Source organism: Pseudomonas linyingensis (genome assembly GCF_900109175.1).
GTDB lineage: Bacteria > Pseudomonadota > Gammaproteobacteria > Pseudomonadales > Pseudomonadaceae > Geopseudomonas > Geopseudomonas linyingensis.
In genome coordinates this window covers 195,128-213,072 of the sequence record NZ_FNZE01000010.1, presented here as the reverse complement: position 1 = coordinate 213,072, position 17,945 = coordinate 195,128, and the positions used below count along the sequence as shown (strand labels likewise).

Here is a 17,945-nt window from a genome sequence, read left to right as displayed (position 1 = left end):
AGGCGCACCGCTTCTTCGACGGCAATCTCGCAGAAGGGATTGAGCGCCATCTTCACATTGGCCAGGTCGACGCCGGAGTTGTCCGCCTTGACGCGAACCTTGACGTTGTAATCGACCACACGTTTCACGGGGACCAGAATTTTCATGCAACCTCCAAGACATCTCCAGCAGTCGCATAGAGCCTATGGCACCGGAAGATCTGCCCGCCTCGTTCACTTGAACTAGTACATGCATGTCCAGCGCTCTGGACACGCGGAAGCGCAACTCATCGACATCGTCCAGCCAGACTATAGGCAGAGCAGACGCGTGGAGATTTAATGCAATGCGTGAGCCGCCAGGCTGCCGACTTATTGGCATTCAGAGACAACAGTTCATGACGGCATGAAAAACGGCTGCCTTCCATCGCCAAGGATAAAAATAATATGAATAGAATTATTCTTGCTTTTGCTTTGCTGCTCCTGTCAATCACGGCAAGAGCAGAGTCGTCCGTCACGCAACAGCTGCACGAGATCCGCACCCATGGCTTCATGCTGTGCGCAAATCTGCTCGTCTATTTCAATAACCAGGATCCGGCGGCAGCATTCGACCCCAAGGCCCGCGAGGCCTATCGGCGCAATCTGCAGGAGCTCGACACGCTGGCAGCAGCGGTGGCGGACAAACCGGAGATAGCCGCGGCCCTGCAGGGACTGAAGACCAGTATCAGCGAGCTTGAGCAACAGCCAGAGGATGCGCGCGTGCTGTACACCTCGTCGCTCAATCCGGTGCTGCACGCCCAGAGCGACCTCGACGAGGCTGCCGGAGCGGCATATCCAGAGGCAGGAGATATTTCCCCTGCAATCTCCGGCCTGCACCAGATGAGTCTGGATATGAGCCGCATACTATTGCTCTATCAGAGCAAGGGTTTCAGCAATATCGGCATACACTCGGTGGAACTGGATGAGCACAGCTTCAACAAGATCGATGAGCGAATCGGCTCCACTCATGAGAACCTGCTGAAACTTGCACCAGACATGAACACCGAACTGAACGAGGTTTGGAGAAACTACAACTTCGTTCGCCAGCGCTTGAAGACAAACGGTCAGATGGTCGTCTCCCGAAGTGCCAGCCTGTACTTGGGCAAAGGGGTGGAGATGCTCAACCTGCTGGCGAGGAATGCCGATCGCCGGACTTCACCGTAAAGCCCCCCCTTTCACAACCGTCACCAGGCGGCAAAGTTGTGCCGGCCTGGATGACGAAAGGTGTTGTTTCCCTCCTGCAGCCCCATTACCCGCTCGCGCCTCAAAGTCCGAACCCTCTCAACCGAGGGTAGCCACGCTGCGCAGAATGAGGCGCACCAGCATGGTCTGACGGGTCACTCCGGTCTTGGAGAAGGTCGAGCGCAGGTGCGCACGGGCGGTATTGCGGCTGATACCCAACTCATCGGAAGCCTCGTCCAGGGTCAGGCCGTTGGCCAGCAGCAGGGTTAGCTGGGCCTCCGAGGGCGTCAGATCGAACAGCGCGCGAACAATCTCTTGCGGCGCGCGCGACTCCTGCTCCGGGTCGCCGATGAATATGGCCACGGCGGGACACTGTTTCGCCCCGCTCCACTCGCCCGGCGGCACCGAGCGCACCACGATGCCAAAGTCGGCACGGCCGGAGGGGCGCTGCACGCGCATGGCCTCGACCACCGAGGGGTTGCCGCTCTTCTGCGACAGCAGGGCCTGCTTGATCAGCTGGCGGAACTTCTGGCTGTCGCGCGGCGTGCCAACCTGCAGCCCGTCGCTGACCAGCTTGACGCCATCCTTCTCCTGCACCAGTTGTTCGGCGACCCGGTTCATCTGCAGCACCTTGCCCTCCGAATCGAGCAGGATGGTGCCGACCGCCATCTGGTCCACCGCGCCGGCGTACAGGTCGCGCTCGCTCTCGGTGCGGTTCAGGCGCATGTGCAGGATCACCGCCCGCTCCAGATGCGGCAGGAACAGGGTCAGCAGGTCCTTGTCGGTCTGGTTGAAGGGCGGATCGTTGCGCCCGCGGCTGATGCGAATGCGGCACTGGGCGCCGTCCGCAGTGTTGATGTCGGCGCCGAGCACATGGAACACGTCGGTCGGCTCCATGAAGCTCTTGTAGAAGTCCGAGTTCAGCCACTCGTTCATGGAGACGAACTCGGTGAGCGAGACCACCTGGCGGTTGGGCAGGTCGACGAAGGGATCGAGGCGATAGAAATGCTGGTTATAGGAGCTGGTGACCTCCTCCGAGGCCCCCGCGGTGGTGATGCTCAGGCCGTCCACATGCTGGCTCGGCGGGCGCAGGATGAAGGTGGCGTACTTGGAGGCCAACAGGTCCTTGAGCTCGTCCAGGAAGGTGTTCCAGGGCACGGATTCCAGGGGACCCTGATAGAGATGCCCGAGCATGTCGCCGAGGCGTTCCAGAGAGAGCAAAGCAGTCATGATGGTGGGAACTTTGTAATTGTTCTGGGCGATCTGCAGCATATTACGGCCTTCTGTGCTGGCGCAATGAAACGGCCGGGCTCTCCGTCGCCCGCCCTCCGCAAGCATCCCGGGCGGTGCCATGGCGGGGCTCGATCGGCGGCGCCGATCCGCGGCGCGCAACCCATCGAACTCGACCTGGGAACGCGGCCTGCCTCCGGCTCGCCGGACTCCATTCTCCCCCCGCCCCACGCTTTTGCCTTAGTCCGCTCGGACGTAGCGATGCCCCCTGCCGCCTGAAATAACGGCGGGGATCTGGCAGACCAGCGAGGAGCGCACAGCCATGAACGAACAAACATACCGCGTCGCGGTAATCACTGGCGCGGCCAGCGGCATCGGCCGCGGCCTGGCCGAACGGGCCATGACCGAGAGACTGCACCTGGTCCTCGCCGACCGCGACGGGGAGTCTCTCGAACGCCTGGCGGCGAAACTGAGCGAACAAGGCGTACAGGTGCTCACCCAGGTCACCGACGTGGCCGATGCCACGCAGCTGGAGCACCTGCGCGACGCCGCCCTGCAACGCTTCGGCACAGTCGACCTGCTGTTCAACAACGCCGGGGTGATGCAGACCGGCAACTGCTGGGAACTCAGCGACTCGCAGTGGCAGCGCGCCCTGGCGGTCAACCTCGGCGGCGTGATCAACGGCATCCGTGCCTTCCTGCCGCTGCTGCTGGCCCAGGGCCGGCCCGCCCACGTGATCAACACCGCCTCCCTCGCCGGCCTGCTCAACAGCCCGTTCATGGCCGCCTACAACGTCAGCAAGCAGGCGGTGGTGGCCCTCTCCGAGAGCCTGCACTACGAGCTGGCCGCCCTGCAGGCGCAGGTCGGCGTCTCGGTGCTGTGCCCGGGGCCGGTGGCCAGCGAGATCATGACCTCCGACCAGGGTCAGGGCGCCGCTGGCGAACTGAACCGCCTGCTGGATGGGCAGATCCGCCAGGGCATGAGCCCGGCCGAGCTGGCCGAGCGGGTGTTCGCCGCCATCGCCGAGAAACGTTTCTGGATCCTGCCGCACAAGGGCTTCAAGCCGGCGCTACGCGCCCGTCTGGAGTCGGTGCTGGAGGAACGCAACCCGCAGTTCGCCCCCTTCGACCCGCAAGGAGACTCCCATGTCGCTTGACCCGCAGATCGCCGCCCTGCTCGCGCAGATGACCGCCCAGCCGGCCCCCGACTTTGCCAGCCTGGACGCCGCCACCCTGCGTCAGGCCAGCGCCATGCCGCCGCTGTGCGCGCCGACACCCTTGGCCGAGGTGCGCGAGCTGAGCGTCGCCGGTGCCGCCGGCCCGCTGGCGGCACGCCTGTACCGGCCGCAAGCGCAGGCCGGCTTGCCGCTCGTGGTGTTCTTCCACGGCGGCGGCTTCGTGCTCTGCGACCTCGACAGCCATGACGAGCTGTGCCGCCGCCTGGCCCTGCTCAGCGGTACGGCGGTGGTGTCGGTGGACTACCGCCGCGCGCCCGAAGCGCGCTACCCGGCCGCCGCGCTGGACGCCTTCCACGCCCTGCGCGATCTGGCAGGGCGCGGCGTCGAGCTGCAGCTCGACACTAGCCGTCTGGCCGTGGCCGGCGACAGCGCCGGGGCCAACCTGGCCATCGCGGCCTGCCGCCAGACCGCGCAGCAGGGCGGCCCGCGCATCGCCTACCAGTGCCTGTTCTACCCGGTCACCGACCTGCGCTGCGCCAGCCCCTCCTACGCCGCCTACGCCGACGGCTATTTCCTCAGTCGGGCGATGATGGAGTGGTTCCGCGCGCAGTACCTGGAGCGCGCCGAGCAGGCCGAGGAGCCGCTGGCCTCGCCGCTGCTCGCCGCCGATCTGGCGCAGCTGCCGCCGACCACCCTGCTCAGCGCCGAGTTCGACCCGCTGCGCGACGAGGGCGAGGCCTTCGCCGAGCGCCTGCAGGCCGCCGGCGTGGCGGTGCGCCTGCAGCGCGCCAGCGGCATGATCCACGGCTTCGCCAGCTTCGCCCCGCTAGTCGAGGGCGCCGCCGCGGCGCTCGAGCTAGCCGCGGCCGACCTGCGCAACGCGCTGGCCTAGAGAAGGGGAACGCGCCACGCAATGACAACTTGCGTGGCGCAGCTCGGGGCTACCTACCATCGACCGAGTATTTGCCAGCACCGGTAATGCTCAGCAGCAACAAGCCACCCATAATGCTCATGTTCTTGAAGAACTGGGTCATATTGGCGGCGCGCTCTGCATCGATCATCGTCCAGAAGTGGTGCCCGATCAGGGCGGTTCCAAGAGTGAACAGGGCGAAGAGGAATGCGAGCGGGCGGGTATAGAAACCCACTACGATCACGATGGCGACGAAGAACTCCATAATGACGGCAATGACCGCGGCAAGCATCGGCGCGGGCGTACCGAGCGATTCCAAATAGCCCACAGTGCCCGAAAAGCCCGTCAGCTTGCTCCAGCCGGAAATGATGAACAGGATCATCAACAGGATGCGAGCCAGCAGGAGGATCTCGCTCTTCTGATTATCGAACAAGGTATATCGCATGGCGGTCTTCCTTCATTTTAGTTTTGCGGCGATCTTGGCGACATACTCACCTTGATGACGAGCGATACCCAGCTCGCGCGCGTCAGGTTCGCGGGAGCCATCGGCAGCGGCGATTGTCGATGCACCGTAAGGCGTGCCGCCGCCCACCTGAGAAATATCGAAGAGTGCAGGAGTGCTGTAGCCGATCGGCAGGATGATCATTCCGTGGTGCGCCAGCGTGGTCCAAGTCGAGGTGATCGTCATTTCCTGGCCCCCACCCGTGCCGGTCGAGGTGAATACGCTGGCGACTTTGCCGACCAGAGCCCCCTTGACCCAGAGACCTCCGGTTTGATCGAGGAAGTTGCGCATCTGGCCGGACATGTTGCCGAAGCGGGTGGGCGTGCCGAAGATGATGGCATCGTAATCGGCCAACTCAGACGGGGTGGCCACCGCTGCACTTTGCTCCACCTTGCCACCCGCAGCTTTGAAGGCATCGGCATCCATGGTTTCCGGGACGCGTTTTACCGTGACCTCCACGCCCGGAACGCTGCGCGCGCCTTCGGCAACCTCCTGCGCCATCGTTTCGATATGGCCATACATCGAATGATAAAGCACCAGTACCTTAACCATTAGCACTTCCTCTTTAGAGTTTTGTGTTGCGGTCCCACTACCAGTAATTCGTGTACTCAGATCGCTGCTCAACTCCATCCGGGCGTCTCCATCAGTCTAGGTCACTGCAACTTGGATACCTTCGTCGTCGACATAATTGACTCTCCTGATGCGTGACGCCCCTTGGGCACGCAGGTGATGGTTTCCAAGTCCGGGCACTTTTGCCTGCGTACCGGGCCGTCGTCCCTGCTGGCAACAGCTTGCCCGGCACCGAGCCCCAGTCCCTGCTGCAGCTCGGTAGGGACACCAGTGCAATTACGTGCCACAGCCCTCCCTTGGTATTGCAAACTCGCAGAATCTTCGGTGTAGGAACCTCGATTCTGCGGGTTTGCAATCTTCCTTCTACTCCTCGTGCAAGACGTCAACCGATCCTTGCAGTTGGCCATCGGCTCACAACGCCAGGCAATCAGCGCCTCGGCCGAGCGGCTGACTCTGGTTCAGCGCTGCGACGAGATGTTGCCGCCGTCCACCACGATCTCCGAGGCGTTGATGTAGCTGGCCTCCTCCGACAGCAGGAAGCGCACCACCCGGCCCAGCTCCTCGGGCTGGCCGAGGCGGCCGAGCAGGATGCGCCGCTCGAACATGCCCGGGTTGGCCTCGACGATGGGCGCGACCATCGGCGTGAGGATCTGCCCCGGCGACACCGAGTTGACGCGGATGCCGTCGGCGCCGAGGGCGTCGGCCAGCGAGCGCACCATCGACAGCATGCCGCCCTTGGAGGCGCTGTAGGCCGGGATCAGGCCGTTGCCCAAGGTCGCGTTGATCGAGGCGATGCCGACCACCGAGGAACCGCGATGGGAACGCAGATCCGGCAGCATGGCCTGCACCAGCAGGGCCATGGCGCGCAGGTTGACGTTCAGCACCGCGTCCCAGCGCGCCGCCGTGAGCCCCTCCAGGCCGCTCTGGTCAACCACCCCGGCGGCGTGCACCAGGCCGCCCGGCGCGCCCAGCTCGGCGCGGGTGCGCGCCAGCGCCGGAGCGATGGCCTCGGCGTCGCACAGGTCGATGCCGATACCCAGGCAGGCCACCGCGTACTGCTCGGCCAGCCGCGCGGCGACGGCGCGGGCCTTGTCCTCCTGCAGGTCCCAGATGATCACCGGGCGGCCCACCGCAGCCAGGGCCTCGGCGCAGGCCGCGCCGATGCCGGAAGCGCCGCCAGTGACCAGTACCGGGCTGGCCGGTGTGTTCAGCAGATTGTGCATTTCTTATTCTCCTCTGAGTTCGCTGGAGGTCTGCGAGGTGTAGTCGGTGGCGCCGACGTTCAGCTCGCAGGTCTTGCCACCGTCGACCACCAGGCTCTGCCCGGTGATGTAGGAAGAGGCGTCCGAGGCGAGGAACAGGATGGCATTGGCCACCTCGATAGGCTCGCCGATGCGCCGCAGCGGCACGGTACGGGCGGTGCCGGCGATCATCTGCTCACTGCGCAGCGCCTCGCGGGTGCCCTCGCTCCACACCACGCCGGGAATCACCACGTTGACGCGGATGTTCTCGGCGGCGCCTTCCAGGGCCGCCGCGCGGCTGAAGTTGAGCACGCCGGCCTTGGCCGCACCATAGGCGGACAGACCGGGGCTGCCGAGCAGGCCGACCACCGAGCCGAGGTTGACTATCGAGCCGCCGCGGCCAGCCATGGCGCGGAACGCCGCGCGGGTGCCGAAGAAGGCCACGTCGAGGCTGCCGCGCAGGCTGCGCTGCCAGTCCTCGGTGCTGAGCTGGGCCAGCGGACCCCAGGTGTAGTTGACGGCGTTGTTGACCATCACGTCGAGCTGGCCGAAGCGCTCGACGGTGCACGCCACCGCCCTGTCGATGGCCTGCTCGTCGGTGACGTCGGCCTGCACCCAGTCCGCCTCGCCGCCGGCCGCGCGGATCTTCTCCACCACCGCCTCTAGCGGCGCCTGACGGCGCCCGCAGACCATCACCTTCGCGCCCTGGGCGGCGAACAGTTGCGCGGCGGCCGCGCCGATCCCGGTGCCGGCGCCGCTGATCAGTGCCACCTTGTCCTGCATGCTTGCACTCATGGTTGTCCTCCTTTCAAAGCATCAACATGCCGCCACTGGCGGCCAGGGTCTGGCCGGTGAAGGCGCTGGATTCGTCACTGGCCAGGAACAGGCAGGTACGGGCGATCTCCTCGGGCTCGAGCATGTGCCCGAGCGGGATGGCGCGCTCCAGCGCCTGCACCCACTCCGCGGAGATCGACTGCATGATCGGCGTGCGGGTCGGCCCCGGGCACACCGCGTTGACCCGGATGCCGCGCGGGCCGAGGTCGCGGGCCAGGCACTTGGTCATGCCGAGCATGGCGGCCTTGGCCGTGCAGTAGGCCAGCGGCCCCTCGCCGCTGAGCGCCGACAGGCTGGCGACGTTGACGATCGAGCCGCGGCTGCCGCTGGCGATCATCAGGCGCACCGCCGCGCGGCTGCAGTAGAAGGCGCCGTCGACGTTGATGGCGAGCAGGCGCTGCCAGCCGGCGTCGGTCAGGTCGACGATCATGTCGGTGAATACGTCGGGCGTCTGGCCGGCCGCCAGCTGCGCGTTGCGTTGGGCCAGGCGCTGCTGGTAGTGCTCGAAGCCATCGCCCGGCACCTGGCCCAGGCCAGCGTTGTTGACCAGCACGTCTAGGCGGCCGTAGCGCTGCTCGACCGCGGCGAACAGCCGCTCAACCGCGGCGCCGTTGGCGATGTCGCAGCCCAGGGCCATACCGTCGGTGCCAGTCGGCATCGCCTCCAGCACGCGGCGGGCCGCCGCCTCGTCGATGTCCGCCAGCACCACGCGGGCGCCCTCGGCGGCGAACAGCTCGGCGGTGGCGCGGCCGATCCCCGAGCCGGCGCCGGTGACCAGGGCGACCTTGTCAGCAAGTCTCATGGGAATTCCTCGGATCGGGCGGGACGGCCCGGGCCGCGCATCGTGCTGCGCAGGCGGCGCCCCGCTCGCGGATGTGCGGGCGCGGCTCAGCTGGCCTCGGCCAGCGCCAGGGTCGCCGCGGTGGTGGTGTAGGTGCCGTCCACGTAGACCAGCGGGCTGATCTCGCCGTGCTGGTGGATCTGCTCGATGCGGCCGATGAATACCGTGTGGGTGCCGTAGCGGAACTTGCCTTCCTGCTTGCAGAGGATCGCCGCTTGGGCATCGGCCAGCCAGGGGATGCCCGCGGCGCTGGTCTGCCAGTGGCCCTGCTGGAAGCGCCCCTCGCCCTTGATCGGCCCGCTGCACAGATGCGACATGTATTCCTGCTGGTGGCCGAGAATGTTCACGCAGAAGTCGGCGCCCTCCTCCAGCACGGCGTGCAGCGAGGCGCTCTGGTTCACGCAGATCAGCAGCGACGGCGGTTCGGTGGACAGCGAGTCGACCGCGGTGGCGGCCATGGCGAAGCGCTCGCGGCCATTGCTGGTGGTGATGATGGTCACCGACTTGGCCAGGCGTCGCATCGCCTGGAGCATCTGGGATTTCAGGTCGGTCTGGCCCATGGCTCGGCCCTCCTCTTGGGTTGTGTCGGGCCGATTCTTGACCTGGGTCAAACGACCGGCATCGTCCCATGGGACTAGCAAGAATGGGTGCTCCGCCAGCCGTTTCCCGCCCGCTCTGGGCCCCGTGCGGACGGGCCAAACCCGGCCCGTGCGGCGGGCCGAATTGGCTAGTCTGATCGGATGTATCTGCCCCTTCCTTCATTTCCGACCATGCGCCCGAGCTCCGGTACCGCCGGACCCAACCACTCCCAAGTACAACAAGGGGTAGCGCATGAAATTCTCCCTGATCTACGAAGCACAGACGCTCGACGCCTCCCGCGATGGCGACCGCCGCGTATTCGACGAGACCGTCGAGCAGGCCGTGCTGGCCGACAAGCTCGGCTTCGACACCTTCTGGTGTGTCGAGCACACCGCCCTGACCAACTACTCGCACATGTCCGCGCCGGAGACCGTGCTGGCCTTCGTCGCCGGCAAGACCGAGCGCATCGGCATCGGCCACGGCGTGGTGTGCCTGCCGCCGGCGATGAACCATCCGGTCAAGGTGGCCGAGCGCATCGCCACCCTCGACCTGCTGTCCAAGGGACGCGTGCACTTCGGCGTCGGCAAGGGCGGCACACAGCAGGAAGCCGGCACCTTCGGCTACGACCTGACCACCCTGCAGCCGCAGATCGACGAGGCGATGTACCTGATCCCGAAGATGTTCGTGCAGGACGAGATCGAGCATCACGGCGACTTCGTGAAGATCCCCAGGCGGCCGATCCATCCCAAGCCCTACCAGGACCCGCACCCGCCGATGTACCTGGCCTGCACCAACAACGAATCGCTGAAGAACGCCGGCGGCCGCGGCATGGGAGCGCTGGTGCTGGGCTTCGGCGGCCCGGAGGATATCGCCAAGAAGGTCGCCGTGTACCACGAGGCCTGGGACAGCCGTAACGAGAAGAACCAGGTCGGCTTCCGCCCGAACCGCCACATCGCCGCGCTGTGCCCGGCCATCGTCCTCGACGACAACGAGAAGGCGCGCGCCATCGGTATCCGCGGCCAGCGCTACTTCATGGAGTCGCTGGCCTACTGGTACGCCGGCGGCGAGCGTCCGGACCCGGCGAAGTGGCAGGACGACACCGTCATCGACGGCAACGGCCAGGCGGTGATCAAGTCGCGCTTCGCCTCCGAGGAAGTCACCGTGGACTTCTCCGACCCGGCGCTGGCGATGATGAACCCCAACCACGCCTACGGTACCGTCGAGGACTGCATCGGCTACGTGCAGCGCCTGCTCGACGCCGGCGCCGACGAGATCCTGTTCATCTGCCAGATGGGCACCGTGCCGCAGTGGGCGCAGCTGGAGACGCTGAAGAACATCGGCGAGAAGGTGATCCCCTACTTCCGCAACAAGCAGGCGCAGGGCTGATCACTCGGATAACCCGGAAGTCCGTTGCCCGATACGGGCAGCGGATTCTCGGGCAAACGCATGAACTGTAGGGGCGAATTAATTCGCCTTGGCGTGGTATTTGGCGAATGAATTCGCCCCTACAAACTTCGCTTATTGCCGCCCTTCGGCGAGAAAGTCCAGGCAGGTGCGGTTGAACAGCTCGCGGTGCTCGACCATCACCCAGTGGCCGCACTCGCTGAGCAGCACGAAGCGGATATTGCGGCAGGCATCCATCAGGGTCTGCGCCCCGGAGGCCGGGCAGAACTTGTCGTTCACGCCCCAGAAGCCGAGGATCGGGCACTGCAGCTCGCCGAGGCGCGACGACAGGTTCGGCACCTGCATGGTGCTCAGCACGCAGCGCGGCTGCTGGAGGACGACGGCGACCCGCTCCTCGACCGTCTCGTCGCTGATGGTCGAGGCATCGTAGAGCTGCAGGCCGAGCAGGCGGCGCATGCCGGCGGCGTCGTTCAGCTCGTCGTTGGCGAAGGCCGCGCCCATCTTCTGGATGCCTTCCATCTGCTGGTAGTACTGCTCCTTCTCCATCAGCCCGCCGGGCGCCATGAGGATCAGCCTGGCGACCCGCTGCGGCTGGTCCAGCGCCAGCTTCAGAGCGATGGCGCCGCCCAGAGAGTTGCCGACCAGCACGCAGCGCGGGATGTCCAGCGCATCGAGCAGACCGCTCAGGGCATCGACGAAGAAGTCCAGGTCGTAGATTGTTTCCGGCTTGTCCGAGGCGCCGTAGCCCGGCAGGTCGGGCACGATCACCAGGTAGCCGGCGGCGGCGAACTGCGGGTAGTTCTGCTTGAAGTTGCTGTGGCCGCTGGCGCCCGGCCCGCTGCCGTGGATGAACACCACCGGCTCGCCGGACCCGGCCTCCGGGTAGCCGGCCTCCAGATAATGCAGCTGCAACCCATCGTTCAGCGTCACGAATCGCCCTTGCGGTAGCGCGCCCATGGCGGCCCTCCTCAGCTTGTTGTCGGAAAGGCATTGTCCGAAGGGACCTGCGCCCCGGCCTCGTCCGAGGAGACTAAGCAACAACGCCGAGTCCACGCGGACGAAGGCGCCAGCGCCCCGCCCTCGTAGCCTTGGCGGCATCCGAAACTGGCCAGCGAGGTGGTGCATGCACGATCCGATCGATTTCAGCGGCAAGGTGGTCCTGGTCACCGGCGGCGGCAAGGGGGTTGGCCGCGGCATCAGCCTGGGCTTCCTCGAGCGCGGCGCGGAGGTGGTGATCTGCGGGCGCAACGTACCGGACAGTCTGCCGGCCCATGGTGGCCGCCAGGCGGAGTTCGTGCCCTGCGACGTGCGCGACGTCGAACAGGCCGAGCGCCTGGTGGCGACGGTAGTCGAGCGCTACGGCCGCCTCGACGTGCTGGTCAACAACGCCGGCGGCGCCCCGCATGCCGAGGCGGCGACCGCCTCGCCGCGCTTCTCCGAGTCGATCATCCGCCTCAACCTGCTGGCGCCGCTCAACCTCTGCCAGTTGGCCAACCGGGTGATGCAGGCGCAGGTCGACGGCGGCGTCATCATCAACATCTGCAGCGTCAGCGCCATCCGCCCCTCGCCCGGCACCGCCGCCTACGGCGCGGCCAAGGCCGGCCTGCTCAACCTGACCCGCTCGCTGGCGGTGGAGTGGGCGCCGCGAGTGCGGGTGAATGCGGTGACCGCCGGCCTGACCCTCACCGAGCAGGCCGAGCTGCACTATGGCGATGCCGAGGGTGTCGCCCGGGTCGCCGCCAGCATCCCGCTGCAGCGCATGGCCAGCCCGCAGGACATCGCCAATGCCTGCCTGTACCTGGCCTCTCCGCTGGCCAGCTACGTCAGCGGGGTGGACATCTGCGTGCATGGCGGCGGGGAAAGTCCGGCCTTCCTGGCCGCCGCCAACGCCGGCTGAAAGGCAATACCGGAAACGAACAACGGGGATCGTCGCGATCCCCATTGTTCGTTTCCCAGCCAGCACTTCGAGCGTCAGGGGGTGTGCTGCAGGCTGGCGCCGCTGGTCTCGAAGTGCCCGCGGAACGCGGTCTCGACGATGCGCCACTGTCCATCGACGCGCCGGTAGCGGTCCTGGTAGAGGCCGCCCAGCTTGCGGGTGGCGCCGGTTTCGCCGTCGAGGTTGCAGTAGCACAGCGCCCAGCGCCCCACGGCCTCGTCCTCGCCGAGCAGGTCGATCTCCGGGTTGGCACCGTGGTGCAGGTCGATCACCCGCGGCTGGCAGGCCAGCTCCCGGTAGAGCGCGACGAAGCTGTCGCGGTCGCGGAAGGTGCCGAGCGGGCCGTAGTCGATGAGGATCTCCCCCTCGGCGAAGCAGTCGCGGATCACCTCGACCTGCTTCAGGTCGCAGGCGTTGAGGTAGCGGTGCTTGAGGCGCCGGATCGCCTCCAGCGCCTCCAGGCGGGCGATGCGGGCTTCCAGGTTCATCACAGGTCCCTCATGGTCAGGTTGGGCTCGCCCCAGTAGGCGCGCATGGAGCGGATGCAGCCTTCGGTGTCGAACTCCATCACGTCGATCACCTCGATCGAGCAGCGCCGCCCGTCCCAGTCCAGCTCGACGCGAAAGGGCGCGGCGCCGAAGCCGTTGTGGGTGGCGCGGATGGCGCCCTCGAGACTGGCACGGGCCCGGCTGCTCCCCAGCCCCTCGCGGTAGAAGCGGGCGATGGCCTCGATACCCTGGTGCACCGGCGTGCCCACCGGGTCCTCGACCGTGGCATCGGCGGCGTAGAGCGCGAGGATGCCGTCGATATCGCCGGCATCTACCAGCTGCACGTAGAGGGCCATCTGGGCCTGGATCTGTTTGGGGGTAAGCATGTCGTCGTTCCTTGGGCCGCTTCGGTCAGTGTGCACGCGCGGCTCGCGGGGTCGCGCGCCGACGGCGTTCGGTGGGGTCGAGTCTGGCGGCCGGGGCACGGCGCGGAATCGTCCGAGCGGACGATCTAGGGGGATGCAGGGCGGCAACGGGCCATTCCGCTGTAGGGGCGAATTCATTCGCCTTGGTCGGGTATCTGGCGAATGAATTCGCCCCTACAGGACGGTGCCGAAAACCTCAGAAGCTGTACTTGGCGCTGAACGCGAAGTAGTCGCGGTCGGCCAGCGGGCGCTTGTCCAGATCGGCTTCACCGAGGAAGCCGTTGTAGGCGATGCCCAGCTCGAGGTTGTTGAGGTACTTGCCGTTGAGGCCGACGCTCACGCGCTTGTCGCCCTCGCCAACCAGGCTGCCGAAGGCTCCTGCCACCGCGGCAGTGCCGCGGGCCTGGTGGGCGAAGGAGATCGGCATGTTCAGGTCCCAGCCGTCGATGACGTTGTTCCACGACGGCGTCATCAGCAGCTGGTAGGCCCAGGCGTTGCGGTCGTAGGTGAGCTCATCGGATCGGGTGCCGGCGAACTCGAAGGCATCGACGTCGTTGACGTGCAGGTAGGCCACCTCGGCAATGAAGGTGGTCTGGTCCGACAGCAGCATGGGGCCGGTGAGATAGATCGCCGAGAGCTGCGCCTGGGTGGCGTCGGCGCGGGTGGCAGACGGGCCGATCAGCGAGTCGACCAGCACCGGGACACCCTCCCGGTAGCTGACCTCGCCGGCCAGGTTGACGTTGCCCAGGCGGGTCGAGAAGCTCGCCCCGCTCAGCTCGATGTCGTCGAAATTCACCACGCTGTACGAGGTCGGGAAGCCTTCCTCGAAATTCATCACCACGTTGGGGTTCTTGTCGTGGTAGCGCAGGTAGTAGAGGCTCGCCTCGCTCTCGTTACCGAGCGCGAAGCGGGCGCTCACCCCCCACTGGCCGCTGTCGCGCGGATCAATGTCCGGCCCCTTGGGAATCGTGAAGCCCGGCGCCGCGTAGATGAACTGCGCGCCCGGGCCGATCATGTCGGCGAAGGAAAAGTAGCTGCCGACCGGGTCCAGCTCGGTGGGCTTGTACTCGTATTGGTAGTAGGCCGCCAGGCCGAACGCCGGGTTGAGCTGCCACTGGGCGAACAGCTGGCCGACCGGCAGCAGGATGTCCTTCACTTCGACGGCCGGCACGTTGGCCTTGGTGGCGTCGGCGGGCGACTGGGCGCCGGCGATGTTGGGGAAGAACAGGCTTTCCCCCCACTGCACCACCTGGCGGCCGGCACGCAGGTTGAGCATCGACTGCTCGCCGGTCTGCAGGTTGCCGTACAGATAGGCGTCGAGGATGCGGCTGCGGCTGCCGGCGCGGTTCTTGGCCTGCGAGCTGAAGTGGTCGTGGGTGCCGCTCTTGTTGACGGTCTCCGGCGAGTCGTTGTCGTTGGCGTGGAAGTACACGTCGTCGTAGAAGGTGCTGGCGCGCACGAAGCCGCCGTAGTTGCGGTACTTCAGGTCGAGCTCGCCGAGCAGCGCCACCCGGTTGTTGATCATCGCCCCGCCCTTGAAGTTGCGGTTGCCGTCGTCGGAGTTGACCGTGGTCGGCAGGCCGCTCTCCGGGTCGATCGGCCCGTCCACCAGGGCGCGCGCCGGGTCGTGCTGCCGCCAGGCCGCGCCGTAGGAAAGGTTCAGCGTGTAGTCGGCGCTGACTTCGTCGCCCAGGTCGAAGGACCCGGCCGATACCGGCGCGCCAAGTGGCAGCAGCCAGGCGCCGAGCAACCATGGCCCCAGCCGGCCGTTCACCATCGCCCTATCTGCAAAGTACTTCATCTTCAATCTCCTGATTGCCTGCCGCGCGGATATTCAGAGCGCGGCAGGTCGCGGCGACGACGGCATGCCGTCGTCGCCGTGCCATAAGTGGGTAAGAATTGCCCTTCGCCGTGGCCGCTCAGCGCCCCGCCTGGCGCAGCATGTCGGTGGTGTACATGAAGGGTTTCAGCCGGTCGCCGTTGAGCCGCGGCGCCTCGCCCTCGTTGGTCAGGCGGTCGGCGAGGTAGGCCCCGGACATCAGGTCGTGGTAGACCGTGACTCCGGCGTGGAACACCCGGGCGTCGTAGGCGTAGTAGGTGTTCATGAAGTTGGTGCGCCACAGCTGGCCGCGCGCGTCGTAGTTATCGGCCATCACCGCCTGCCAGCTGTCCTCCTCGATGTACAGCACGCGCTTGGCATAGCGATGGCGATATTCCGGCTTGAGCGTGGCCTCCAACACCCAGACCCGGTGCGGCTCGTAGCGCATGAACTTCGGATCGATAGTGCCGGGCTTGAGCAGGTCGGCGTACATGACGTCCGCCCCTTCCAGCCGGTAGCCGTTGTAGGGGATGAGCAGCTCGCGCTTGCCGACCAGCTTCCAGTCGTAGCGCTCGGGCGAGCCATTGAACAGGCGGTCGTCGTCGATGGTGCGGAAGCCACCGACGCCCAGCGGCATGTCGAAGCCGAAGCCGGGAGACTGCCGTACGCGGCGGGCGCCGGGGTTGTATTGCCAGCTGGTCTGCGGGTTGGTCAGCTCGTTGAAGTAGGTGTAGGTCATCGAAGCCTCGCCCTTCTGGCGTTGCGGCTTGAGCACGGTTGCCCGCGAGTAGGCGAAGATCCCCGTCGTCGGCTGGCCGAGATCCTCCGGGCCACCGGTCTTGTCGATGATCTCGTAGTACATCTGCCCCCAGGCCGCCTTGCCGTCCGGATAGACCACCGCCTGGTCGTAAACGGCATCCTCCTCGAGCACATAGGCCGGCAGCAGCATGTTGCGCAGCAGCTCGTCGCCAGTCTTCGGGATCGGGAAAGGCGTGCCGCCCTTGAGGGCCTTCACCCCCAAGTTGCCGTCCTCCAGCTCGGCGGTGAGGGCATTCTTGCGAGTGATCTCGCAGCGCACGTCGTCGAGGCGGAAGTCGCGGTGGCTGGGATAGACAGGGATGGCGAAGGTCTGCGGATACTTGCGCAGCAGCGCCTTCTGGCCATCGGACAGGCGCTCGGCGTACTGCTCCATGTTCTGTGCGGTGACGGTGTACAGCGGCTTCTCGTCGGCATAGGGGTCGGGGTGACGCGCCCCCACGCCATCGAACGTCATGCCCGGTGGGGTGCCCAGCCATTGGCCGCTGAAGGCCGGGATGGAGCCATCGGCGTTGCCGGCCTGCTCGGCGCCGAAGCAGGTGAGTTCGCTGCCGAGCTTCTGCGCCTCGGCTTCGGTGACCTTGGCCCAGCTGCCCTGGCTGACCAGCATCAGCAGTGCGGCCAGCGGGAGGGTTCTACGAAACGGGATATTCATGGTTTGCCTCTTGTTCTTGTTCTGCACCAGGCCGCTCCCGGCAGGGAGCGGTCCGTTCGTCATCGTCGCCGCCCGACACGCAAGCGGGCGGGACGTCCATCAGGCGTACAGGTCGCGCTTGAGCACCGTTTCGCTCTCGATCAGGCGGCCGCCGGTCTCCCGGGCAAAGGCGCGCACGTAGGCTTCGGCGTCCAGGCAGACCTCCGGCGCCAGCAGGCCCGTGCCGGTGACGCCACCGGCCAACCAGGCCTCGATGACCAGGCGCGCGCAGGTCGGCGTCGGATCGGCAGTGCTGTCCTCGGCCTGCTCGGTGGGCAGGTCCAGGTGGTGCTCCAGCACGCAGCGCACCTCGGCACCATCGCGCTCGCCGACCACCTCGACCCGCGAGGCGACCGCCCAGGGCTCGTCCGAGAGATCGACGCTCACGCTCCTGACGCCGGCCTCGCTGGCCAGGTGATGGGTGAGAAACTTGAGCGGCGAGATGCCGAGCGACTCGATCACCTCGGGATTGCCGAGCCCCAGGTCGATCAGCGAGCGCCAGACCTGCGAGCCGTCCTCGGGGAAGAAGGCGATGCGGTTGGTCACCTGGTCCAGGCCCTTGATGAAGTGCGGCAGGGTGACGGTTTCGCCATGGCCGATGAAGAACGACGGATAGGCCTTGAACGGCGCGGCATAGGGCACTTCGAGGCGGCCGCCCCAGCCCGGCATCTTGCGGTACTCGCCGTCGACGAACTGCACCACCTCACCGGCGGTGATATGCATCATGTGGTCGACGACCGCCGGCGACAGCAGACCCGGTACGAAGGGCACGGCGGTGGCCAGATGGATTTCCCGCGCCTTGTCCATGCGATCGACGAGCATCCGGGCCATGACGTTGGTCAGCCCCGGCGTCGAGCCGCAACCGATCACCAGCTTGATTCCCGCCTCCAGCGCGCGCACATGCCAGGACGGATCGAGGAACAGCTGCTCGGCCACATCGTGATCGTCGTTGATGTCGATGTAGTCGACCCGCGCGCGCAGCGCCGCCTCGATGACCGGCACCGCGCTGCGGTAGAACGGCCCGACGGCGTTGAACACCAGGTCGACGCCGTCGAGCAGCTCGTCGAGCCGGGTGGGGTCGAGCACATCGGCGCGCACGCCGCGCACCCGCGACCCCAGCTCGGCGGCTAGCTTCTCGGCAGCAGCCAGATCGAGGTCGCCGACCACGTATTCCAACTCGGGGTGACGCGGGACCAGCTGGCGCGCCACGTTGGCACCCACGTTGCCGCAGCCCAATAGCAAGACTTTCATGCTTGTTTCCTTCTTCTCTGGTTGTTGTTCTT

The 17,945-nt window shown here is 66.4% G+C and carries 18 protein-coding genes and 1 pseudogene; 5 read left to right on the top strand and 14 right to left on the bottom strand.

What is annotated here, in order from left to right; genetic code table 11:
• Positions 1-146 (bottom strand): annotated as a pseudogene (locus BMZ19_RS14015) (electron transfer flavoprotein subunit beta/FixA family protein); the annotation flags it as partial.
• 276 nt (positions 147-422) lie between these two features.
• Here BMZ19_RS14015 and BMZ19_RS14010 point away from each other — a divergent pair.
• The gene (locus BMZ19_RS14010) at positions 423-1,178 is read left to right on the top strand and encodes a hypothetical protein (RefSeq protein WP_090311889.1); all 756 of its coding nucleotides are present in this window, start codon (positions 423-425) and stop codon (positions 1,176-1,178) included.
• A 117-nt stretch (positions 1,179-1,295) separates the two neighbouring features.
• Here BMZ19_RS14010 and BMZ19_RS14005 read toward each other — a convergent pair whose 3' ends face one another.
• Positions 1,296-2,426: a helix-turn-helix transcriptional regulator gene (locus BMZ19_RS14005; RefSeq protein ID WP_090311916.1), complete on the bottom strand. Its 1,131-nt coding sequence runs from the start codon at positions 2,424-2,426 to the stop codon at positions 1,296-1,298.
• 322 nt (positions 2,427-2,748) lie between these two features.
• On the opposite strand from BMZ19_RS14005, the gene BMZ19_RS14000 reads away from it, so the two are divergent.
• Together BMZ19_RS14000 and BMZ19_RS13995 are read left to right on the top strand one after the other, a co-directional pair.
• Positions 2,749-3,582, top strand: coding sequence for an SDR family NAD(P)-dependent oxidoreductase (locus tag BMZ19_RS14000; protein WP_090311886.1), 834 nt, complete (start codon positions 2,749-2,751; stop codon positions 3,580-3,582).
• A complete protein-coding gene (locus tag BMZ19_RS13995; protein ID WP_090311884.1) occupies positions 3,572-4,495 on the top strand; it encodes an alpha/beta hydrolase in 924 nt (307 codons plus the stop codon). Before BMZ19_RS14000 ends, BMZ19_RS13995 begins: the two co-directional genes overlap by 11 nt.
• A gap of 49 nt (positions 4,496-4,544) precedes the next feature.
• On the opposite strand, the gene BMZ19_RS13990 is transcribed toward BMZ19_RS13995, so the two are convergent.
• From BMZ19_RS13990 to BMZ19_RS13965, 6 genes are all read right to left on the bottom strand, one after another.
• On the bottom strand, positions 4,545-4,958 hold the full coding sequence (locus BMZ19_RS13990; protein ID WP_090311882.1) for a DoxX family protein: 414 nt from the start codon (positions 4,956-4,958) through the stop codon (positions 4,545-4,547).
• A 12-nt stretch (positions 4,959-4,970) separates the two neighbouring features.
• Positions 4,971-5,567, bottom strand: coding sequence for an NAD(P)H:quinone oxidoreductase (wrbA, locus tag BMZ19_RS13985; protein WP_090311880.1), 597 nt, complete (start codon positions 5,565-5,567; stop codon positions 4,971-4,973).
• 476 nt (positions 5,568-6,043) lie between these two features.
• Positions 6,044-6,808: an SDR family NAD(P)-dependent oxidoreductase gene (locus tag BMZ19_RS13980; RefSeq protein ID WP_090311878.1), complete on the bottom strand. Its 765-nt coding sequence runs from the start codon at positions 6,806-6,808 to the stop codon at positions 6,044-6,046.
• Between the two features lie 3 nt (positions 6,809-6,811).
• A complete protein-coding gene (locus tag BMZ19_RS13975) occupies positions 6,812-7,621 on the bottom strand; it encodes an SDR family NAD(P)-dependent oxidoreductase (protein WP_090311876.1) in 810 nt (269 codons plus the stop codon).
• A 13-nt stretch (positions 7,622-7,634) separates the two neighbouring features.
• Positions 7,635-8,462, bottom strand: a complete 828-nt coding sequence (locus BMZ19_RS13970; RefSeq protein WP_090311874.1) for an SDR family NAD(P)-dependent oxidoreductase — start codon at positions 8,460-8,462, stop codon at positions 7,635-7,637.
• Between the two features lie 86 nt (positions 8,463-8,548).
• Entirely contained in the window at positions 8,549-9,061 is a 513-nt protein-coding gene (locus BMZ19_RS13965) for a flavin reductase family protein (RefSeq protein ID WP_090311872.1), read from the bottom strand.
• Positions 9,062-9,332: 271 nt separating this feature from the next.
• Here BMZ19_RS13965 and BMZ19_RS13960 point away from each other — a divergent pair, with 271 nt between their 5' ends.
• Positions 9,333-10,466 carry an LLM class flavin-dependent oxidoreductase gene (locus BMZ19_RS13960; protein ID WP_090311870.1) on the top strand — a complete coding sequence of 378 codons (1,134 nt, stop codon included), beginning with the start codon at positions 9,333-9,335 and terminating at the stop codon, positions 10,464-10,466.
• A 132-nt stretch (positions 10,467-10,598) separates the two neighbouring features.
• Here the strand turns inward: BMZ19_RS13960 and BMZ19_RS13955 are convergent, their stop codons facing one another.
• Positions 10,599-11,441, bottom strand: coding sequence for an alpha/beta fold hydrolase (locus tag BMZ19_RS13955; protein ID WP_090311868.1), 843 nt, complete (start codon positions 11,439-11,441; stop codon positions 10,599-10,601).
• A gap of 166 nt (positions 11,442-11,607) precedes the next feature.
• On the opposite strand from BMZ19_RS13955, the gene BMZ19_RS13950 reads away from it, so the two are divergent.
• Entirely contained in the window at positions 11,608-12,381 is a 774-nt protein-coding gene (locus BMZ19_RS13950; protein ID WP_090311866.1) for an SDR family oxidoreductase, read from the top strand.
• Positions 12,382-12,455: 74 nt separating this feature from the next.
• Here the strand turns inward: BMZ19_RS13950 and BMZ19_RS13945 are convergent, their stop codons facing one another.
• The 5 genes from BMZ19_RS13945 to BMZ19_RS13925 form a co-directional block, all read right to left on the bottom strand.
• Positions 12,456-12,908 (bottom strand): nuclear transport factor 2 family protein, encoded by a 453-nt coding sequence (locus tag BMZ19_RS13945; RefSeq protein WP_090311863.1) that lies wholly within the window; start codon positions 12,906-12,908, stop codon positions 12,456-12,458.
• Positions 12,908-13,294, bottom strand: coding sequence for a nuclear transport factor 2 family protein (locus BMZ19_RS13940; RefSeq protein ID WP_090311861.1), 387 nt, complete (start codon positions 13,292-13,294; stop codon positions 12,908-12,910). Before BMZ19_RS13940 ends, BMZ19_RS13945 begins: the two co-directional genes overlap by 1 nt.
• Before the next feature lie 235 nt (positions 13,295-13,529).
• Complete coding sequence (locus tag BMZ19_RS13935) at positions 13,530-15,134, bottom strand: DUF1302 domain-containing protein (RefSeq protein WP_090311859.1); 1,605 nt, start codon at positions 15,132-15,134, stop codon at positions 13,530-13,532.
• A gap of 118 nt (positions 15,135-15,252) precedes the next feature.
• Positions 15,253-16,623: a DUF1329 domain-containing protein gene (locus BMZ19_RS13930; protein ID WP_090311857.1), complete on the bottom strand. Its 1,371-nt coding sequence runs from the start codon at positions 16,621-16,623 to the stop codon at positions 15,253-15,255.
• A 99-nt stretch (positions 16,624-16,722) separates the two neighbouring features.
• Positions 16,723-17,913, bottom strand: a complete 1,191-nt coding sequence (locus BMZ19_RS13925) for a saccharopine dehydrogenase family protein (RefSeq protein ID WP_090311856.1) — start codon at positions 17,911-17,913, stop codon at positions 16,723-16,725.
• Positions 17,914-17,945 lie beyond the last annotated feature (32 nt).